This window comes from Roseimicrobium sp. ORNL1 (assembly GCF_011044495.1).
Taxonomy (GTDB): domain Bacteria; phylum Verrucomicrobiota; class Verrucomicrobiia; order Verrucomicrobiales; family Verrucomicrobiaceae; genus Roseimicrobium.
This window is the reverse complement of sequence record NZ_CP049143.1, coordinates 4,452,192-4,468,007: the sequence shown is the minus strand read 5'-3', so window position 1 is coordinate 4,468,007 and position 15,816 is coordinate 4,452,192. Positions and strand designations below refer to the sequence as shown.

General features: G+C 60.4%; 13 protein-coding genes. 7 read left to right on the top strand and 6 right to left on the bottom strand.

All coding sequences use genetic code 11. The annotated features are described in order from the left end of the window. Window positions 1-26 precede the first annotated feature (26 nt). From G5S37_RS18130 to G5S37_RS18120, 3 genes are read right to left on the bottom strand one after another with little or no spacing between them, the layout of a single operon-like run. A complete protein-coding gene (locus G5S37_RS18130; protein WP_165205866.1) occupies window positions 27-854 on the bottom strand; it encodes an ATP-binding cassette domain-containing protein in 828 nt (275 codons plus the stop codon). Window positions 855-860: 6 nt separating this feature from the next. After that, a complete protein-coding gene (locus G5S37_RS18125; protein WP_165205865.1) occupies window positions 861-1,619 on the bottom strand; it encodes an ABC transporter permease in 759 nt (252 codons plus the stop codon). Between the two features lie 31 nt (window positions 1,620-1,650). Beyond that, window positions 1,651-2,025, bottom strand: a complete 375-nt coding sequence (locus G5S37_RS18120; protein WP_165205864.1) for an STAS domain-containing protein — start codon at window positions 2,023-2,025, stop codon at window positions 1,651-1,653. A gap of 197 nt (window positions 2,026-2,222) precedes the next feature. On the opposite strand from G5S37_RS18120, the gene G5S37_RS18115 reads away from it, so the two are divergent. From G5S37_RS18115 to G5S37_RS18100, 4 genes are all read left to right on the top strand, one after another. Further along, complete coding sequence (locus G5S37_RS18115; protein WP_165205863.1) at window positions 2,223-3,326, top strand: zeta toxin family protein; 1,104 nt, start codon at window positions 2,223-2,225, stop codon at window positions 3,324-3,326. 218 nt (window positions 3,327-3,544) lie between these two features. Then, complete coding sequence (locus tag G5S37_RS18110) at window positions 3,545-6,682, top strand: Sel1-like repeat-containing protein kinase family protein (protein WP_165205862.1); 3,138 nt, start codon at window positions 3,545-3,547, stop codon at window positions 6,680-6,682. A gap of 292 nt (window positions 6,683-6,974) precedes the next feature. Further along, entirely contained in the window at window positions 6,975-8,636 is a 1,662-nt protein-coding gene (locus tag G5S37_RS18105) for a Do family serine endopeptidase (protein WP_165205861.1), read from the top strand. 393 nt (window positions 8,637-9,029) lie between these two features. After that, the gene (locus G5S37_RS18100) at window positions 9,030-9,992 is read left to right on the top strand and encodes a metal ABC transporter substrate-binding protein (RefSeq protein ID WP_165205860.1); all 963 of its coding nucleotides are present in this window, start codon (window positions 9,030-9,032) and stop codon (window positions 9,990-9,992) included. Between the two features lie 102 nt (window positions 9,993-10,094). On the opposite strand, the gene G5S37_RS18095 is transcribed toward G5S37_RS18100, so the two are convergent. After that, on the bottom strand, window positions 10,095-11,426 hold the full coding sequence (locus tag G5S37_RS18095; protein WP_165205859.1) for a response regulator: 1,332 nt from the start codon (window positions 11,424-11,426) through the stop codon (window positions 10,095-10,097). 193 nt (window positions 11,427-11,619) lie between these two features. Between G5S37_RS18095 and G5S37_RS18090 the strand changes: the two genes are divergently transcribed. Continuing rightward, window positions 11,620-12,846 carry a M20/M25/M40 family metallo-hydrolase gene (locus tag G5S37_RS18090; protein ID WP_165205858.1) on the top strand — a complete coding sequence of 409 codons (1,227 nt, stop codon included), beginning with the start codon at window positions 11,620-11,622 and terminating at the stop codon, window positions 12,844-12,846. A 42-nt stretch (window positions 12,847-12,888) separates the two neighbouring features. Here G5S37_RS18090 and G5S37_RS18085 read toward each other — a convergent pair whose 3' ends face one another. Next, window positions 12,889-13,314, bottom strand: a complete 426-nt coding sequence (locus G5S37_RS18085; protein ID WP_165205857.1) for a hypothetical protein — start codon at window positions 13,312-13,314, stop codon at window positions 12,889-12,891. Between the two features lie 104 nt (window positions 13,315-13,418). Continuing rightward, a complete protein-coding gene (locus tag G5S37_RS18080; protein WP_165205856.1) occupies window positions 13,419-14,141 on the bottom strand; it encodes a hypothetical protein in 723 nt (240 codons plus the stop codon). Window positions 14,142-14,259: 118 nt separating this feature from the next. Between G5S37_RS18080 and G5S37_RS18075 the strand changes: the two genes are divergently transcribed. Together G5S37_RS18075 and G5S37_RS18070 are read left to right on the top strand one after the other, a co-directional pair. Then, a complete protein-coding gene (locus G5S37_RS18075) occupies window positions 14,260-14,757 on the top strand; it encodes a hypothetical protein (RefSeq protein ID WP_165205855.1) in 498 nt (165 codons plus the stop codon). 84 nt (window positions 14,758-14,841) lie between these two features. Next, a complete protein-coding gene (locus G5S37_RS18070; RefSeq protein WP_165205854.1) occupies window positions 14,842-15,792 on the top strand; it encodes an NAD(P)-dependent oxidoreductase in 951 nt (316 codons plus the stop codon). The last annotated feature ends 24 nt before the right edge of the window (window positions 15,793-15,816 follow it).

Genomic DNA, 15,816 nt, shown 5'->3' with positions numbered 1-15,816 from the left:
AAAAGGGAGTGGCTTCGAGGGATGGCTCAGACAGCCACGCCCGCCGCGGCGAGATCCTCGGCAGGCTGGAGGAAGGCGCGCACCAGGGGATGCGTGCTGGCGTGGAATTCCTGCTTCGTGCCAGAGAGCAGCACCGTGCCGCGCACCGCACCATCGCGCTCCGCCCCGAGCATGATGCCGCGTGTGGCGATGCGCTGGAAGCTCAACAGGTCATGCGTGACTACAATCACCGTCGCGCCGCTCTTCCGGCTGAGGGTGATGGTGAGGTCGTCGATTTCCTTCGTGCTCACCGGATCGAGACCGGAGGTGGGCTCGTCGCTGATGAGCAGTTTCGGATCTAGGGCCAGTGCTCTCGCCAGTGCTGCGCGCTTCTTCATGCCGCCGCTGAGTTCGCGCGGGTACTTATCCGCATGTCGCGCCAGGCCCACCGCGCGGAGCTTCATCATCACCGTGTCTTCCAGCAGTTCCTTGTCATTGGCGATCTCGGGATGATGCTGCTGAAAAGGCAGCGCCACATTTTCCGCGATCGTCAGACTCTGCAGCAGCGCTCCCGATTGGAAGAGCACACCGACATCCCGCATCAGCGTCGCACGCTTGGGGCGGGGGAGTTGGTGGATGTTTTCTCCCAGCACATGCACGGAGCCTTCCGTGGGCGCGTCCACGCCGATGAGAATGTTCAGCAGCGTGCTCTTTCCGCAGCCTGAACCTCCGAGAATGGTGAAGACATCTCCTGCATGCACCTCGAAGCTCACGCCATTCAGCACGCGCGTGCCATTGGGATACGCTTTGATCAAATCCTTCACCACGAGCAGCGGCCCGGTGGAGGTCTTCGACTTGGCGGCAGGGGGGGGCATGGCTGGCTAGCGTTTCAGCAGAAGTTGCAGACCCGTGATCACCGCATTGATGGCCGTCACGGATACGAGCGCCGTCACCACCGCAGCAGTGGCCACGCGTCCCACGGCATCCGAGCCGCCCGTGGCATTGAGCCCTTTGTTAAAGGCAATCATGGCGGCCATCAGTGAGAACACCCATGCCTTCCCGATGCTCACGAGCACGTCGCTGATCTGCGCTCCCTCCAGCGCCCGCACCACGAACTGATCCGCGGACATGCCCAGCGTCTGCGAGCAGATGAGAAACGCGCCAATCAATCCCACACCCATCGTGTAGATGGTCATCACCGGCAGCATCACGCCGAAGGCTGCGAGCACCGGCAGCAGCAGGTAGCGCGAAAGGTCCACGCCCATGGTCTCCAGCGCCTTGATCTCCTCCGCGATCTTCATGTTCGCGAGTTCCGCCGCCGTACCTGCCACACTGCGCCCGATGAAAACCGTAGCGGTGAGCAGCGGCGCGAGCTGGTGATTCAGGATTACCCAGATGAGCCGTGGCACCCGGTCCTGCATGCTCAGCTTGGCAAGCTGTTCCTGCAGCACCAGTGCTATCACGAAGCCCACGCAGAGTGACATCAGGAAGACCGTGGGCGCCGCACGCACACCCACGGAGAGCGCGCGCTGGAAGAAGGTCTTCCACATGCTGGCCGGCAGCCACGGGCGCTCCATGGCTCCGCGGACCATTGCCGTGGAGAGACCCGGATAGCTGTACTCACTGCCTGGCTTCAACATGGGAGGAGAAGGAGAATGATGATGCCAGCAACTATTTGGCCGTGCCCGCTGCCTTCGCTGATTCCAGGGTTTCGTACACGGCGATGCGACCACCCTCGGCGGACTCGAGACCCACGCCATTGATGTCAAAAGCCGCCCTTAACGCCTCATTCATGCCGCAGATGGCCAGCCGTGAATCAGGATGCCCGTCGAGCTGGTACCGCTGCATGGCTGCCCAAAATGGCGTATTTAGAAAAGTCACCCCGGTGAGGTCCACGATGAGCAGGGGAATCTTCTGCCCCAGCAGCGACTTCAAAAGCTGCCTCACCGCCGGCACTGCCAGGAAGTCCGCCTCACCCGCAAACTTGAGGACCCTGCCCCCGGCGTGCGACTCCTCTTCATAACCCAGATGCGGGGACAGATTCATGACCATGACCACGGCTTCCTCATGTGTTGTTGCGTGAACGTCCGACGGGGCATGATGGCGTTTTGTCCTGGGAATCGCAAGCGGGGAAATTGTCGGTCGGAATGTGTGTGGAAAGCGCTTTTTTCCTTTTGTCCATGATGTTGGAGGTGTATGGACGTTGCATGTCCGCGTGTTCGTGCCGCGTGACGAAGTAAATCATGGATAGTTCCGACGCCGCGCCGATCAATCTGGAGAACCAGCGAAAATTGGTCGCGTGTGCGTGGAAGCAATTGGAAGACGCCCTTTCCAGGTCAGAAGAGACTGCTGCACGCCTGGCTAGTGAGCTCCATCCTGAATTTTTGCGTGCGGTAGACGAAGACGCCATGCATGGCTACTCCGGGTTGCCGGGATTGGTTCCTGCTGCGAGTCTCACGCGCATGGAGCGAGTGGTGGAGGCGCGGTTTGCTCAACTCATCGCCGTGGATTTGAAAGGAGCCGTGGAGCAGTATCTCGCTCTCGCACGCGAGGATTTTGGCTCTGATTGTTATGTGAATGCGGACCTTGCCCTCTCGTTGTTTCCTGAATACGCACGAGATCACGAGTTCCGCACCATTTTCCATCGTGCCACCTATGCGCCGGTGAGCCATCTGACCCGCCGGTTGGCGATTCCTCAGATTCTGCGCCGGGACAGAAAGGGCCGCCCATTGGGGTTGCTTCTGGCTGGCGGTCCGTCGTCGGGAAAAACCACCGTGTCGAAGGGTGCTCTGAAGACCTTGTTGGATGTTACTTCCATCATCGTGGACTCCAATCTCGCCACCATGGCGAGAGGCATAGAACTGATCAGCGCTGCGATTGAACAGGGGCTCCGTCCGCAGGTGATCTTCATTTATTCGCCCATGTACTTGGTGGAGAGATTCGTATTGCGCCGACTTCGGAAGAATGGGCGGCCCATCTCGGCGAACACTTTGGCAGACAATCACCACGAGGCCCAGGTGACCTTCCTGAAGCTCGAGCAAATGTACCGCGACAGGGCGGATTTCCTGGTCTTTGTGAACGAAGGAAAACCGGAAGAGATCGAGGAGAAGTCCCTTGAGTTCCTTCGCGAACGGTCCTACGCTTCCCAAGGTGAAAATGGAAGCAAACAACTCCTCGCACAACGCTTCCGGGAGCATGTCATCCGCGAATGGCTCAGGGGCAACCTCACAACCGTTGAAACCCTTGCCTCTGGATGGTCCGCAGTTGGTGAGGAAAGCCTTCGAAAATTGGAAGAAGGAGCTGACCGTATACGAAAAGGAGAACGGCGAACCGAAGCCACTGCCTAAAGTGTCGTAGGACGGTGTTGTTCGCAATCCGCATGCGCAGACTGGGCAAGACATGTCCTCAAGGCTCATCGATAGACTTCGATAGCAGGGAAAGTGCTGTCAGGCGGTCGTTGCGGGTGAAGGACGGTTCACCATCGTGGCTTTCATATTGCCCTTGATCGCATACTCGCTTCTTGCAAATTCCCTCAAGGTTGCCGATTGTCAGGGTAATCGAAAGCATGCCGGGTCCGACGCAATTCCGACATTACCTCATCGCTCAGGAAGCCGGGGGAAAAAACATCGAGGTGGTACGGTCCGCAGAGCAGGTGGGCGTTCTCGCCTTCGATTCGGAGCGCCATGTCTTCGTGCATTTCCATGTGCTTCTGGAGCCCTTGAAGGATCGTCCGGCCTTTGAGGAGCGAGCCAGGCAAATGCAGAACCACGGCCACACGCGCCTCGCCCGCTTGCTGGACTATGGCGAGGACGACGGCAGTCCCTTCTACATCACCGCCAATGTGGATGGTGAGACGCTGCGCACCTATCTGGAGCGCACAGATACCCTGCCCGTCTGGCTTGCCATGCAGGTCACGCATTCCGCCCTGGAGGCGATGCAGGCGCTTGTCGAGGTCGGCGACTTCGTTCCCACCCAGCCTCTGGATGGACTGCGCATTATCCAGACAGGTGCCCAGACCCTGCAGGTCTCCGTGGCGGACTACCGCCTCGCGGAGGACCCTGCTTCGAAGGCCGCAAAGGCACGGCAGGCACGCACTTCCTTGGAGAAGCAGAGCCAGTTCCTCATGGCCTTCTTTCAGGAGCGCTTGGAAAACGGTGTGTCCCCTGGGGCAGCGACCCTGCAAGCGGCGGACTTCGTCGAAATGCTGCAGAATCTCCTGGGCGCCTGTGGTCCGGAGAAAGCCGAGGGCATCTCCACCCTGCTCAACGAGATAGCTGCACTCCTGCCGCAGGTGCCCTCTGCGGAGCTGCCCTCCGCGTGCAAGCCGCGCCCCTACCTTGGCCTCCTGCTCGCCAGTTTCACCGAGGTGGCCCGCAGTCTTGCCTCCACGGTACGCATCCAGAGTCAGAAGCTGGATCCCTATCACCCCTACTCATTGCGCGGCACCATGCTGAAGCTGGGCCAGTCCGTCGTGGTGGAGCAAGTGCCGCCCGCCCGGCTGGCAGGCACGATTCCTGCGGAGCTTTTCCGGCAGGTGCAGAATCTCCCCAAGGCTGGCAAATTCCCCAACCTCGTCCCCGTGCTTTTCGTCGAGGAGTACGACGGCATTCAGACCGTGGCTGAGACCGCAGTGGAGGGCGTGACGCTGCAGGAGGTGCTGGAGGCTCGAGGCACCCTCGGTGTGCAGGAGATCTACCTCGTGCTGGCCGGGGTGGATACCGCACTTTCCCAGTTGGAAAAAGCTGGCCTGCCCGCGCGTCGTCTGCGCTTGGAGGATGTCTTTCTCTTCACCGGTGTGGGCAAAGAATCACCCCGCGACAGTGGCCTGCTCTCCCGCAGGCTGAATGAGTGGTCCGGCTTCTCCGTCGTCATTCGCGCGCATCCCTGCCTCCACGCAGTCTCAGGGAGAGGAACGGATCCCGCAATCTTGCTTCCTGTCGCGCCCAGCACTGCTGAGGACGTCGAGCCCGTCTGGCATGGCGGCTGGATGGCGGCCTTGGGTTGTTTCCTGGCCGGCATGCCGGATGCAGATGCTGCCAAGCACGAGGCGGGCATTGCGGAAACGGACAGTGTGCGCCGTCTCCTGGCCGAAGAAGTGCATCATGCCCGGGAGGGGGCGCCTGTGAAACGTGCGGCCTTCCTCGCCAAGTACGCCCGCGTGATCCAGCAGTTTGATGTGCCTAGGACTGCCGCCCGGCCGACCCCAGCGTGGACAGAGGTCAGCGGTGCTCAATTGTCACCGGAACCCGCGGCCATTGCCGGCGCGCAAGCGCAAGAGGCCCCCGTGTACCAGCCCAAGGTGGCAGGCCCGGCTCCAGCCGAAGGGCTGCGACCTCTCACACGCCTGCCGGAAAAGAAGGCGGCCACACCTCCGCTTACCTCTCCGCATCCGCACCAGCCACCACCGAAGCCGACCATCGGCTTTGCGGAGGCCCTCATCCGCCAGACCCAGGTGCACGACCACGACCATGCTGGGCACGAGGATGAGGGGGGGCTCCGGCCGCTTCGAGGCAGAATGCACGCACTGCCAGAGAGTGAGAGTTCATGGCGCCCCATGCATGAGGAGACTTCCTTTTGGATCCGTCTGGCTCTGCTGCTGATCGGGTCCTTGGTGTTGGGTGCGCTGCTTGCCCATCTTTCCGGCCGCGCACTCTGGCAGGATATTGAAGCGCCGAAGGCCGTGTTGGTGGACGATCGTGATGTCTTGAAGGCACCGGTGATCGACCTGCCCGTGGCTCCGAAAAAGCAGCCAGCAGGAACGCCAACGCTTCCTGCGCCCGCCGGATCCACTTTCAAGGACGTAAACATCGAACCCAAGGCTACTCCTCCCAGACAGACTGCGGCTGCCGGCTCGGTAGCCCCTTCATCGGTCAAGCCCGCTTCTCCCGTTGCTGCGCCCAAGCCTTCGCCACCAGCTCCCGTCATAGCCCCGACGCCACCGCCGACCGCAGCGCTCTCACCAATGCCCGCGCCTTCGGTATCGCCAGCACCGTTCGAGACGGCTGGAGGAGCAACGGATGCTTCTCTCAAAACGAAGCTCGCTGAACTCCGCATCACCGGAGGGAAGCTCCCTGCCGCTCTCCGTGCGGATACGGAACGCGCCGCTTCTCGTGGCGATGCCGAGGCCATGCTTGCTCTTGGACGCTCCAGCTTGCGCGGGGATGTGGGTGCGGTGGACGAGCGCGCGGCGTTCATCTGGTTTGAGAAGGCGGCGCAGGCTGGCAGTGTGGCTGCCAATGTACCGCTGGCGGAATGTCATCTTCAGGGCTGGGGCACCCCGACAGACCCGATGAAAGCGGTGGAACTACTGGGCAATGCCGTCGCCGCGGGGGATGGCCACGCGAAGGATCTCCTCGGCGTCTGCTATCGACTCGGCAAGGGCGTGCCTCGCGATGATGCCCGTGCATTTGCGCTGTGCAGTGAGGCGTATCGTGCAGGGGTGGTCTCCGCCTGTGGGAATCTTGGCGCCCTCTATTTGCGCGGGCAGGGTGTTGCGGAAGATCCGTCTCTTGCCGTGCAACTCTTCGCAGAGGGAGCCCGCCGTGGGCACGCGGAGAGCATGCAGCAGTACGCCCATGCTCTGGAGTATGGCACCGGAATTCCTGCAGACAGGACGCAGGCCACCCAGTGGTATCAAAAAGCCGCCGCGCAGGGCAATGCCGAGGCTGCGGCATGGTGCCGCGAAAAGGGTGTGGTGTATTAAGGTGGGATAGGGTGAATTCGCCTGCCTGCCCGCCCTCAAGGGCTCCCCAGTAAAGTCATCCGTCCCCCTCTGCAGGGCGTATATTATTGGCGGCGAAATGCGCCGTCCGCGCAGCGTTTTCTCAGTGGCCCGACGAGGTCTCGAAGGAGACCCTTCGGTTTCAACCTCATGAAGCCGCTAACATAATGCCTCGCCATCCGTTCAAATAAAAATCTAGAAATAGGTTCAACACTTGGCCCTGCAGCGTCGTCTCTAATGCACGATAGATCAATACATCGCCAATACATCCCCAATGAATATACCTAAATCAAAATCCCTTGCCATTGCCGGTGTGGCCATGCTCGGAGCGGCGGCCATCGTGATCGCCCAGGAAGAAAACAAGCAGCCCACCGAAATCAAGCCGGCACCCCAGGTGGTGCCCAAGCTCAAACCCGCGGAGTTCCTTTCGCAGATTGCGCGCGACAGCGCTGAAGTCCGCAATGCCGGTCAGGTGACCCTCAGCTATGCAGACGTGGTGGAGCGTACGCTTCCCACCGTCGTCAGCATCGGCACCTACTCCACCAAAAGCCTTGCCGCCGGTGGTGGTGGCGGTCACGCAGGCCCCGACATGAGCGAAGATGACATGGAGCAGCTTCCACCCATGTTCCGTGAGTTCTTCAAGGACTGGATGGAACGCCATGGTGAGGAAGGCAACGCCCCGTCTCCGCGCGGCGGCAACAGCCCCCGCCGTCAGCGTCCTCAGGGCCCCCGCCAGACCGGTCTCGGTTCCGGCGTGCTGCTCACCAGCGACGGCTACATCATGACGAACAATCACGTCGTGGAAAATGCCGACCAGCTCAAGGTGCGCATCGGTGGCCAGAACAAGGAATACATCGCCAAGGTGATCGGTACCGACCCTTCGACTGACATCGCTCTCATCAAGATCGATGCGAAGGATCTGCCCAAGGCCACCTTCGGTGACAGCGCCAAGCTGCGCGTGGGTGACGTGGTGCTTGCCATCGGTTCTCCGATGGGCCTCGACCAGTCCGTGACCCAGGGCATTGTCAGTGCCCTTGGCCGTAGCGACGTGGGCATCATCCGCCACAAGCAGCAGTCCGGTTATGAAAACTTCATCCAGACTGATGCCGCCATCAACCCCGGCAACTCCGGTGGTCCGCTGGTGGACGGTCTCGGCCGCGTCATCGGTATCAATACCGCCATCGAAACCCGTAGCGGCATGTTCTCCGGCATCGGCCTCGCCATCCCGTCGAACATGGCCCTCTCCATCGTCACCGACCTGCTCGATGACGGCAAGGTGGACCGTGGCTTCCTCGGCGTTGTCATGTCCGATGTGGATCCCAGCATGGCCGACTTCTATGGCCTGAATGATTCCCGTGGTGTGACCGTGTCCGAAGTGGTGACTGATTCCCCTGCGGAAAAGGCCGGCCTGCTCGGCGGTGACGTCATCGTGAGCGCCGACGGCGAAAAGGTCGAACAGCCCTCCAAGCTGCGCCTCATGATCAGCGGCAAGCATCCTGGTGAAGCCGTGAAGTTCGGTGTGATCCGCTTCAACGAAAAGACGAAGAAGCCCGAGAACCTGCAACTCACCGCGACCCTTGAGAAGCTCGATGCTGACAAGTTTGCCAACGTGGGCCAGCGCCCCGGCGGCAAGGCTGCTCCTGAAAAGGGTGGTTCCTTCCTCGAAGGCGTGAAAATCGAAAACCTCAACGATGAACTCCGCAAGGACTACGGCCTGGACGAAAAGGTCCAGGGTGTGGTGGTGACTTCGGTGAAGGACGACAGCCCCGCCGCCAAGGTGGGTCTCCAGGAAGGTGACGTCATCGTTCAGGTGAATCGCCAGAATGTGAAGACCACGGCTGAAGCCCGCTCCAATCGCGGTGACGAAGACGGCGCCCCTGTGGTGCTGAAGATCCAGCGCGACGGACAGACGAAGCACATCGTGATTCGTAACTAAGTTTATCCAACTCATTCAAAGCCGGGCCAGCAATGGCCCGGCTTTTTTTGTGCCGCTAGCGGGAGGGGTCGATAGTCTATGGTTGATAGTTGATAGCCTGAGGGGATTGGGTCGAGTGAGCCTCTCTCAGACTATCGACCATCAACTAAAGACCATCGACCTTTCTCAGTCTTCAGTCTCCGAAGTTCCTCTGCGTCTCTGTGTCTCTGCGTTGAATCCCATGCAGGTGACCACACCCACTTCCTTCGTGTTAACACCTCCCGCCGGCTGAACTCATCACACGTGAGTGCCTGCGCAGAAATGGATCCCGAATTGCACACAAATGCACCCACATTCCCCACAAGATCCCGCCCCCACTTGCGCGTACTCCATCATCACGATAGCATCCGCCCCATGAAGCCCGCTTCCTTCCTCTTGCTTCCGCTTGCCATCACGGCCGTGGCGCTCGCCCCTGCGTGCAAACCCACGCCTCCGGGAACGGATGAAGCATCAATTCCAAAGCCCGAGGCGAAGTCTCACGAGGCCACCACAGGACTGATTCAGATCCAGGCCGCGAACTATCCGCTCGCGTACTTCGCGGATCGCATCGGCGGTGCGGAAGTGAAGGTGCACTTTCTTGCGCCTGCCGATGAAGACCCCGCCTTCTGGCAACCCTCAGAAGCGGACATTGCTGCGTTGCAAAAGGCAAACCTCATCGTACTCAACGGAGCCACCTATTCGAAGTGGCTGGACAAGGTCACGCTTCCCGAGTCAAAGACGCTCGATACTTCCTCTGGCTTCAAGAGCGCCTACATCGAGGTGAAGGAAGCCACCACGCACAGCCATGGCAAGACCGGTGAACACTCGCATGCGGGCATCGCCTTTACCACGTGGATCGATTTCAAGCAGGCACTGCAGCAGGCGGATGCCATCCGTGAGGAGCTTCAGCGGATCCGCCCGGAACAGATCGAACTCTTCGCCCTCAACTTCGATCTTTTGAAGACGGATCTCATGGCCCTTGATTCCGAACTTGGAGCCATCGCCAAAAAGATTGGTTCGCAACCCCTCGTGGCCTCGCATCCTGTTTATCAGTACCTGGCCCGTCGTTATGCACTCAATTTGCAGGCCGTGCACTGGGAACCTGAGACCGTGCCGGACGATGCCGCCATGGCAGACCTGCAAAAGCTCCTCACTGGCCATCCCGCGAAGTGGATGATCTGGGAAGGCGAACCCGCCAAAGAATCCGTGGAAAAGCTCAAGGCGATCGGCGTGCAAAGCGTGGTGTTTGACCCCTGCGGCAACAAACCTGAATCCGGCAACTGGCTTGACGTCATGAAAGCCAACCTCGCCGAGATGAAGAAGGTGGCAGGGGAGTAGGGAGCGGTTGATGGTCTATAGTTGATGGTTGATAGCCTGAGATGCCTCCGGTCAAATGAGCCTCTCTCAGGCTATCAACCATCAACTATAGACCATCGACCTCTACACAAAATCCATCATGCCGTCATACCCGTGCATGACGGGAACGAAGTGCCCCATGTCGCTGAGGATCTGCCACGTGAGGTTCAGCTTCGTGTGAAGTGTGGCGTCGTCGTGGTTGGGATCGTGATGCAGCACGATCCACTTCGCGGCACCCGTAAGGCGGGCGAGTGCGCAGGCGCTGGCCAGGTTTGAATGCCCCCAGCCGATGCGTTTGGGGTATTCATCCGGGCGGTACTGCGCCTCATGCATCAGCACGTCCACTTCGTGCAGGAAGCTCAGCAGCGGTTCGTGAGGGGACACCATGTGGCTGTTGCGTGCCACGTCCGCGGGATCTCCCAGGTAACCTTGGAGAAACTCATTGTCCGGCACATACGCAATCTTTTTGTTGTTGTGCTCGATCTTGAAGGCCACCGTGGCTCCCGGATGGTGGGTGAACTCACGCGTGATTTTAGCTCCGTTCACCTCGACGGGATTGTCATCCAGGAAGACGAAGTTGATCTTCGCCTTCAGATCTTCGCGCTCCACGGGGAAGTAGTCCCGGTCGAGCTGTCCGCAGAGCAGCGCTTCGATGTTCTTTCCGAAGCCGCGTTCGCCGTAAACCGTGATTTCAAATCCCGGCACGTAGATCGGCAGGAAGAATGGAAAGCCCTGGATGTGATCCCAGTGCGTGTGCGTGATGAAGAGATGAATGTGCCGCGGTCCACCCGGCAGCAGTGAGAGTCCTGCCTCGCGGAGTCCAGAGCCGGCATCGAAGAGCAGTCGCTCATTTCCAAACGCATACTCCATGCAGGAGGTGTTCCCGCCATGTTGTGCATAGCGCGGACCGGACACGGGAATGGAACCACGCGTGCCCCAGAGACGGATGTGCGGGCGGCTGGTATCGAGGGCAGGGGAGTAGTGGGGACCTGTTTGCGGTGGTGTGCCCAGGGCTTCACCCTCCGGTCCTGCCCAGTTTCCGCTGAAGAAAGCGTCTACCTTCCGCGCCAGCAGTTCTGGGTCGAAGGGCTTGATGATCACATCCAGCACTCCGTGCGCACGCACCTGTTTCAACTCGGTCGAAAAATCTTTCGCCGTGCTGATGATGATGGGAAGCGCCGCCGTGTCTGGCATGGCCCGCAGCGCGCGCAGTACTTCCATGCCATTGACCTTCGGCATCATGAGGTCCAGCACGAGGAGGTCCGGCTGGAACCGGGTCACGCGGTTCAGGCAGGCTTCGCCGTCCTGCACGCTTTCCACTTCATAGCCACGACTCTGGAGAGAGTGAGCCAGTCGGAGAGAGATGGCTCGGACATCCTCCGCGATGAGAATGCGTTTGGGCGTGGTTTCGTTCATGCGTGGTTGATGTCGGTCGGGCGATGGCCAGCGGGGAGAGCGCCGATCACCTTAGGGCGAAACTTAGCGCCCGCCTCTCATCGTGGCAAGCAATCAGCGTTATAGGTCGTTTCTAATGAGGAGTTTTGCGGAGCTCACTTTCGCATTGACCATCTGCATCTAAGGGCCGTCCTTTAAAGGCAAACAAGCCCCCATGGCCGACGACCTCATTCCGCGTCTCAAGGACTCCCTGTCCCGCCGTCTACCGGACGCCCTTTATTGGCTGGAGCGCATGGTCGGGGTGAACAGCTTCTCCTCGCACCCAGCGGGGGTGAATCAGGTGGGAGCTCTCACTACCGTCTGTTTCGCGGACCTCGGGTTTCGCGCGGAGAGCGTGCCCTCCACGGATGCCACCTACGGCGCGCACCTCTTCCTCACCCGCGGCGAAGCTGCGAAGCGGAAGATTCTTCTCGTCACGCATCTCGATACCGTTTTCCCCGCCGAGGAGGAGCAGCGCAATCACTTCCACTGGCACGAGTCACCCGCTGAGGAGCGCATCTACGGCCCCGGCACGGTGGATATCAAAGGCGGCACCGTACTTATCTGGCTGGTGCTCCAGGCGCTGCGCGAATGCACCCCGGAGATTTTTGAGAACACGCAGTGGATCGTAGCGGCGAACGCGAGTGAGGAGGTCTTGAGCGGTGACTTCGCCCAGCGCACTGCGGAACGCTGTCCCCAAGGGGTGGATGCGGTGCTCGTCTTCGAGGGGGGGCCACGGGATGGCGCAGAGTGGCACCTCGTCACTTCGCGGAAGGGACGTGCCGAGTACCGCATCAGCGCCGAGGGAAATGCGGCGCATGCGGGCAGTTCGCACGCCAGCGGGGTGAATGCCATCGTGGGTTTGGGCGAGGCCGTGAGCAAGGCCGCCGCCCTCACAAACTATGCCGCCAATCTCACGGTCAACGTAGGTACCATTCACGGAGGCACCGTGACCAACCGCGTGCCGCATGAGGCCGCGGCGGAGCTCGAAATGCGCGCTTTTGAGCCGGACGTCCTCAGCCGGGCCGGGGAGGCAATCGAGGCCCTGGCTGCTGCGAAGACCGCGAACGGCACCGCCATTTCCATTTCCTGCCTGGGGACCACCCCCGCCTGGCCCAATGACGCCTCCACCCAGGCGCTGTACCAGCAGTGGGAGGGGGCGGCGGATCTGCTGGGGATGCCTATGAAGTCCGTATCCCGTGGCGGGCTCAGCGATGCCAACTACCTCTGCCAGCTCGGCCCTACCCTCGATGGCCTGGGCCCCAGTGGGGGGAATGCGCACTGCTCCGAGCGCAGTGCCGATGGCACCAAGGTCCCTGAATACGTGGATGTTCCCTCCTTCATCCCCAAGGCGACCCTCACCGCCCTGGCTCTGGCTCGCATGCTGGGAGAGAAGCCCTGAGGACGAGGCGAAAGCTTCGCCTTGCACGCTCCTTTCTCCTCGCTACGGTGAAGGCCCCACATGAAGACCCGTATTGCCGCCGCAATCTTTGCCGTAGCCATCATGCTCACCCCTGCCTGCGAACAGCACCGGTGGGAGGTCACGAGCAAGCTTTTCGAGAGCCATGAACACCATGGTGCAGGCGAGCACGATGAACACGGCAAGGCCGAAGGTGACCACGGTCATGGCGCTGAGAAGAAGGCGGACGCCCACGGTGCTGAAGCAGCCCACGGCGAAAAGAAAGAGGCGCACTAAGTTGCCGCCGCTGCCGCTACCAACGAGTAGCACTCTAGTTTGTTGACCAGCCGGGCAGTTCAAGGGAGCGCGGACACTCTTGTCCGCCATCCCTGACGCACTACCCTCTTTCATCTGGCAGGCAAGGCCGCCTTCCGCCAGCTGCTCCAGAGGCGTCACCAGTAGCTTCTGCATGCTGGAAGTCGCTTCGCAATAGAACGGCGGACAAGAGAGTGTCCACGCTCCTTTGCCTTGTCCCAGGCTCCCTGCACAAGGACCTTTTCCAACGGTTGAAGGAGCTATTTCACGACCGTGATGTCGCGGTATTCCACCGCACCCTTTGACCAGCCGTCTCCAGCGGAGAACCGGATTTTCTTCAGGGCGTCCTTGATGCCGGGACCTTTGGCAATCTCCTTGCCGTCCACAGACATCACCACTTCCTTGCGACTCGCTGCGAGGGAAACCTTGTAGGCCTTATTGTGCTCGTAGGGGAAGAAGCCCGCATCCCGTCCGGGCGGATAAAGGGCGAGCGTCTTTTCATAGCCCTCATTGAAGCAGCCGATCGGGCCGAGCGTGATGCGCGGCCTCATGCCCTTCACCACCTTGATCTCGAAGTTCAGCGTGAAGGGCGGGTTCAGCGTCCTCTCATATTCGATGATGCTCTCACCCTCTCCACTGAGAAGGCCATCCTCGAACTTCCAGGTGCCGGAGATGATGGTCCACTTCTTCTCTTCTTCCTTCGAGAGCAGTTTCCTTCCCTCACCCTTGTCGCTGCCCAGCGGCGCCGGTGCCGCCTGCAGGCCATGACCCTTGAGATACTCGATATCCGCCTGGCAGAAGTTGGAAGCTTTTACCGTGACGGTCTGGCCCTCTTCCCGCTTGATGGTGACAGTATCGCCCTTCACCGAGACCACTTCCCCTTTCATGGTGCGGCCGGCGAGGTCTGTGAAGGAGCGCATTTCCGCGGCAGCGGGCCACGCGGCAAGCGTCAAAAGGAACAGGAGGGGAAGACGAAGGTGCATGAGTGGAGGGTGAGGCAAGAGGGGGCTGTCAAGGGAACGCCCTAGTACGCGCCTCCTTTCAAGAGCAAGGAACACTGCAGCCTGGACAGTTTGCTTGGGTGTCGTAACCTCATGAACGATGCGCCCCTCGCTCGGTCCACTGACTCTGCTCTCCACGCTGGTGCTTTTTCTGCTGCCTTTTGTGGAGTTTTCCTGCCAGGGCAAGAAAGTCGTGACCCTCACAGGCTATGACGCCGCCTTTGGCAGCGAGGTGAGTGCGGATCTGCCCATCAGCAAATGGATTGAGGAGCAGGAAGGCAGGTCCCGCGATCGAGAACGCGAGAGCAGCTTCAATCTCACCATCAAGAACACGAAGCGCGTGGATCCTGATTGGAAGCTTATCACCGCCTTCTTCTGCGCAGTCCTCGGTGGATTGGCGGCATTTTTCTTCCGGCCCGCAGGGCTGGTCGGGGGCGTTGCCGCATGCGTGTGGTTGCTCTACGCCCAGAACGAAATGAACAAGCACATGCAGGAGGCGCCGCCTTTTGTGGTCATGTCATTTACGTATGGCTTCTGGCTTGCTCTCGCGGCTGCGGCAGTGGGCGCGGTGCTTTGTGTGGTAGGTGGGCGGAAGTGACAGTTGTCGTTCATCACCTTTTCTGATGATCTTCATCAGATAATCGCATTTCACAGCCATGGGGTGAACCGCCTATGCATCCCCATGAATACGGAAAGCGAACCATCCGCCGTGGAGGCTCTGGATGACTTGGAGTGGGTGGAGCAAAAGAGATCCGCTACCGCGCCAGTTGGCTTCATCGGCACGGGCACCATGGGCGAACCCATGGCAATGAACCTCGTGAAAGCGGGGACACCATTGATTGTGTGGAACCGCTCTTCGAATAAGGCAAGAGGCCTCGCGAGTGCTGGTGCAACCGTGGTGGGTGATTCGGATGAAGTGTTTGTCCGGTGCGAGATCATCTTTCTGATGATGGGAACGCCGGAAGCGATCGATGCGGTCCTGAAGCGTGGAGAGCGCGAGTTTCCCGCGCGCGTGCGCGGGCACACCATCGTCATCCTGGGGACGCCTCCTCCGGAGTACTCCAAGTCACTCGAAGCGGAGATCCGCGCTGCCGGCGGGAGTTTCGTGGAAGCACCGGTATCTGGCTCACGCGCTCCCGCGGAAGCTGGAAGGCTCGTGGGTATTCTGGCAGGCGAGCATGACGTTGTGGATCGTGTGCGTCCCTTGCTCTCGCCCATGTGCCATCGTTCTTTCTATTGTGGCGCTGTGCCTAAGGCCCTTCACATGAAGCTGGCGATCAATCTGTACATGATCGCCATGGTGGCGGGGCTCGTGGAGTCCGTTCACTTCGCAGCGCGTCATGGCGTGGACCTTGCCCAGTTCATGGCGATTCTCGATGCTGGCCCCATGGCCAGCCCCTTGTCGCGTATCAAGGCGTCAAAGCTCGTCGAGCGCGACTTCTCCGTGCAGGCCGCTGCCGAAGTCGTGCTGGAGAATACACATCTCATCAGCGCCGCGGCACGGCAGGCGCACATCTCCACGCCGCTTCTCGATACCTGCCATCAACTCCTTGAAGAAGCCGTGGAGCAAGGCTTCGGCTCGGAAGATCTGGTGGCAATGCTCCGTGCCTTGGAGACTCGGTCGGCAGACTGAGCACTTTCAAAAATGAGGGTGCAC

Excerpts from the sequence above, each read along its gene's own strand:
- G5S37_RS18130 (WP_165205866.1), bottom strand. The coding sequence starts at position 854 with ATGCCCCCCCCTGCCGCCAAGTCGAAGACCTCCACCGGGCCGCTGCTC.
- G5S37_RS18125 (WP_165205865.1), bottom strand. The coding sequence starts at position 1,619 with ATGTTGAAGCCAGGCAGTGAGTACAGCTATCCGGGTCTCTCCACGGCA.
- G5S37_RS18120 (WP_165205864.1), bottom strand. The coding sequence starts at position 2,025 with ATGAATCTGTCCCCGCATCTGGGTTATGAAGAGGAGTCGCACGCCGGG.
- G5S37_RS18115 (WP_165205863.1), top strand. The coding sequence starts at position 2,223 with ATGGATAGTTCCGACGCCGCGCCGATCAATCTGGAGAACCAGCGAAAA.
- G5S37_RS18110 (WP_165205862.1), top strand. The coding sequence starts at position 3,545 with ATGCCGGGTCCGACGCAATTCCGACATTACCTCATCGCTCAGGAAGCC.
- G5S37_RS18105 (WP_165205861.1), top strand. The coding sequence starts at position 6,975 with ATGAATATACCTAAATCAAAATCCCTTGCCATTGCCGGTGTGGCCATG.
- G5S37_RS18100 (WP_165205860.1), top strand. The coding sequence starts at position 9,030 with ATGAAGCCCGCTTCCTTCCTCTTGCTTCCGCTTGCCATCACGGCCGTG.
- G5S37_RS18095 (WP_165205859.1), bottom strand. The coding sequence starts at position 11,426 with ATGAACGAAACCACGCCCAAACGCATTCTCATCGCGGAGGATGTCCGA.
- G5S37_RS18090 (WP_165205858.1), top strand. The coding sequence starts at position 11,620 with ATGGCCGACGACCTCATTCCGCGTCTCAAGGACTCCCTGTCCCGCCGT.
- G5S37_RS18085 (WP_165205857.1), bottom strand. The coding sequence starts at position 13,314 with ATGCAGAAGCTACTGGTGACGCCTCTGGAGCAGCTGGCGGAAGGCGGC.
- G5S37_RS18080 (WP_165205856.1), bottom strand. The coding sequence starts at position 14,141 with ATGCACCTTCGTCTTCCCCTCCTGTTCCTTTTGACGCTTGCCGCGTGG.
- G5S37_RS18075 (WP_165205855.1), top strand. The coding sequence starts at position 14,260 with ATGCGCCCCTCGCTCGGTCCACTGACTCTGCTCTCCACGCTGGTGCTT.
- G5S37_RS18070 (WP_165205854.1), top strand. The coding sequence starts at position 14,842 with ATGAATACGGAAAGCGAACCATCCGCCGTGGAGGCTCTGGATGACTTG.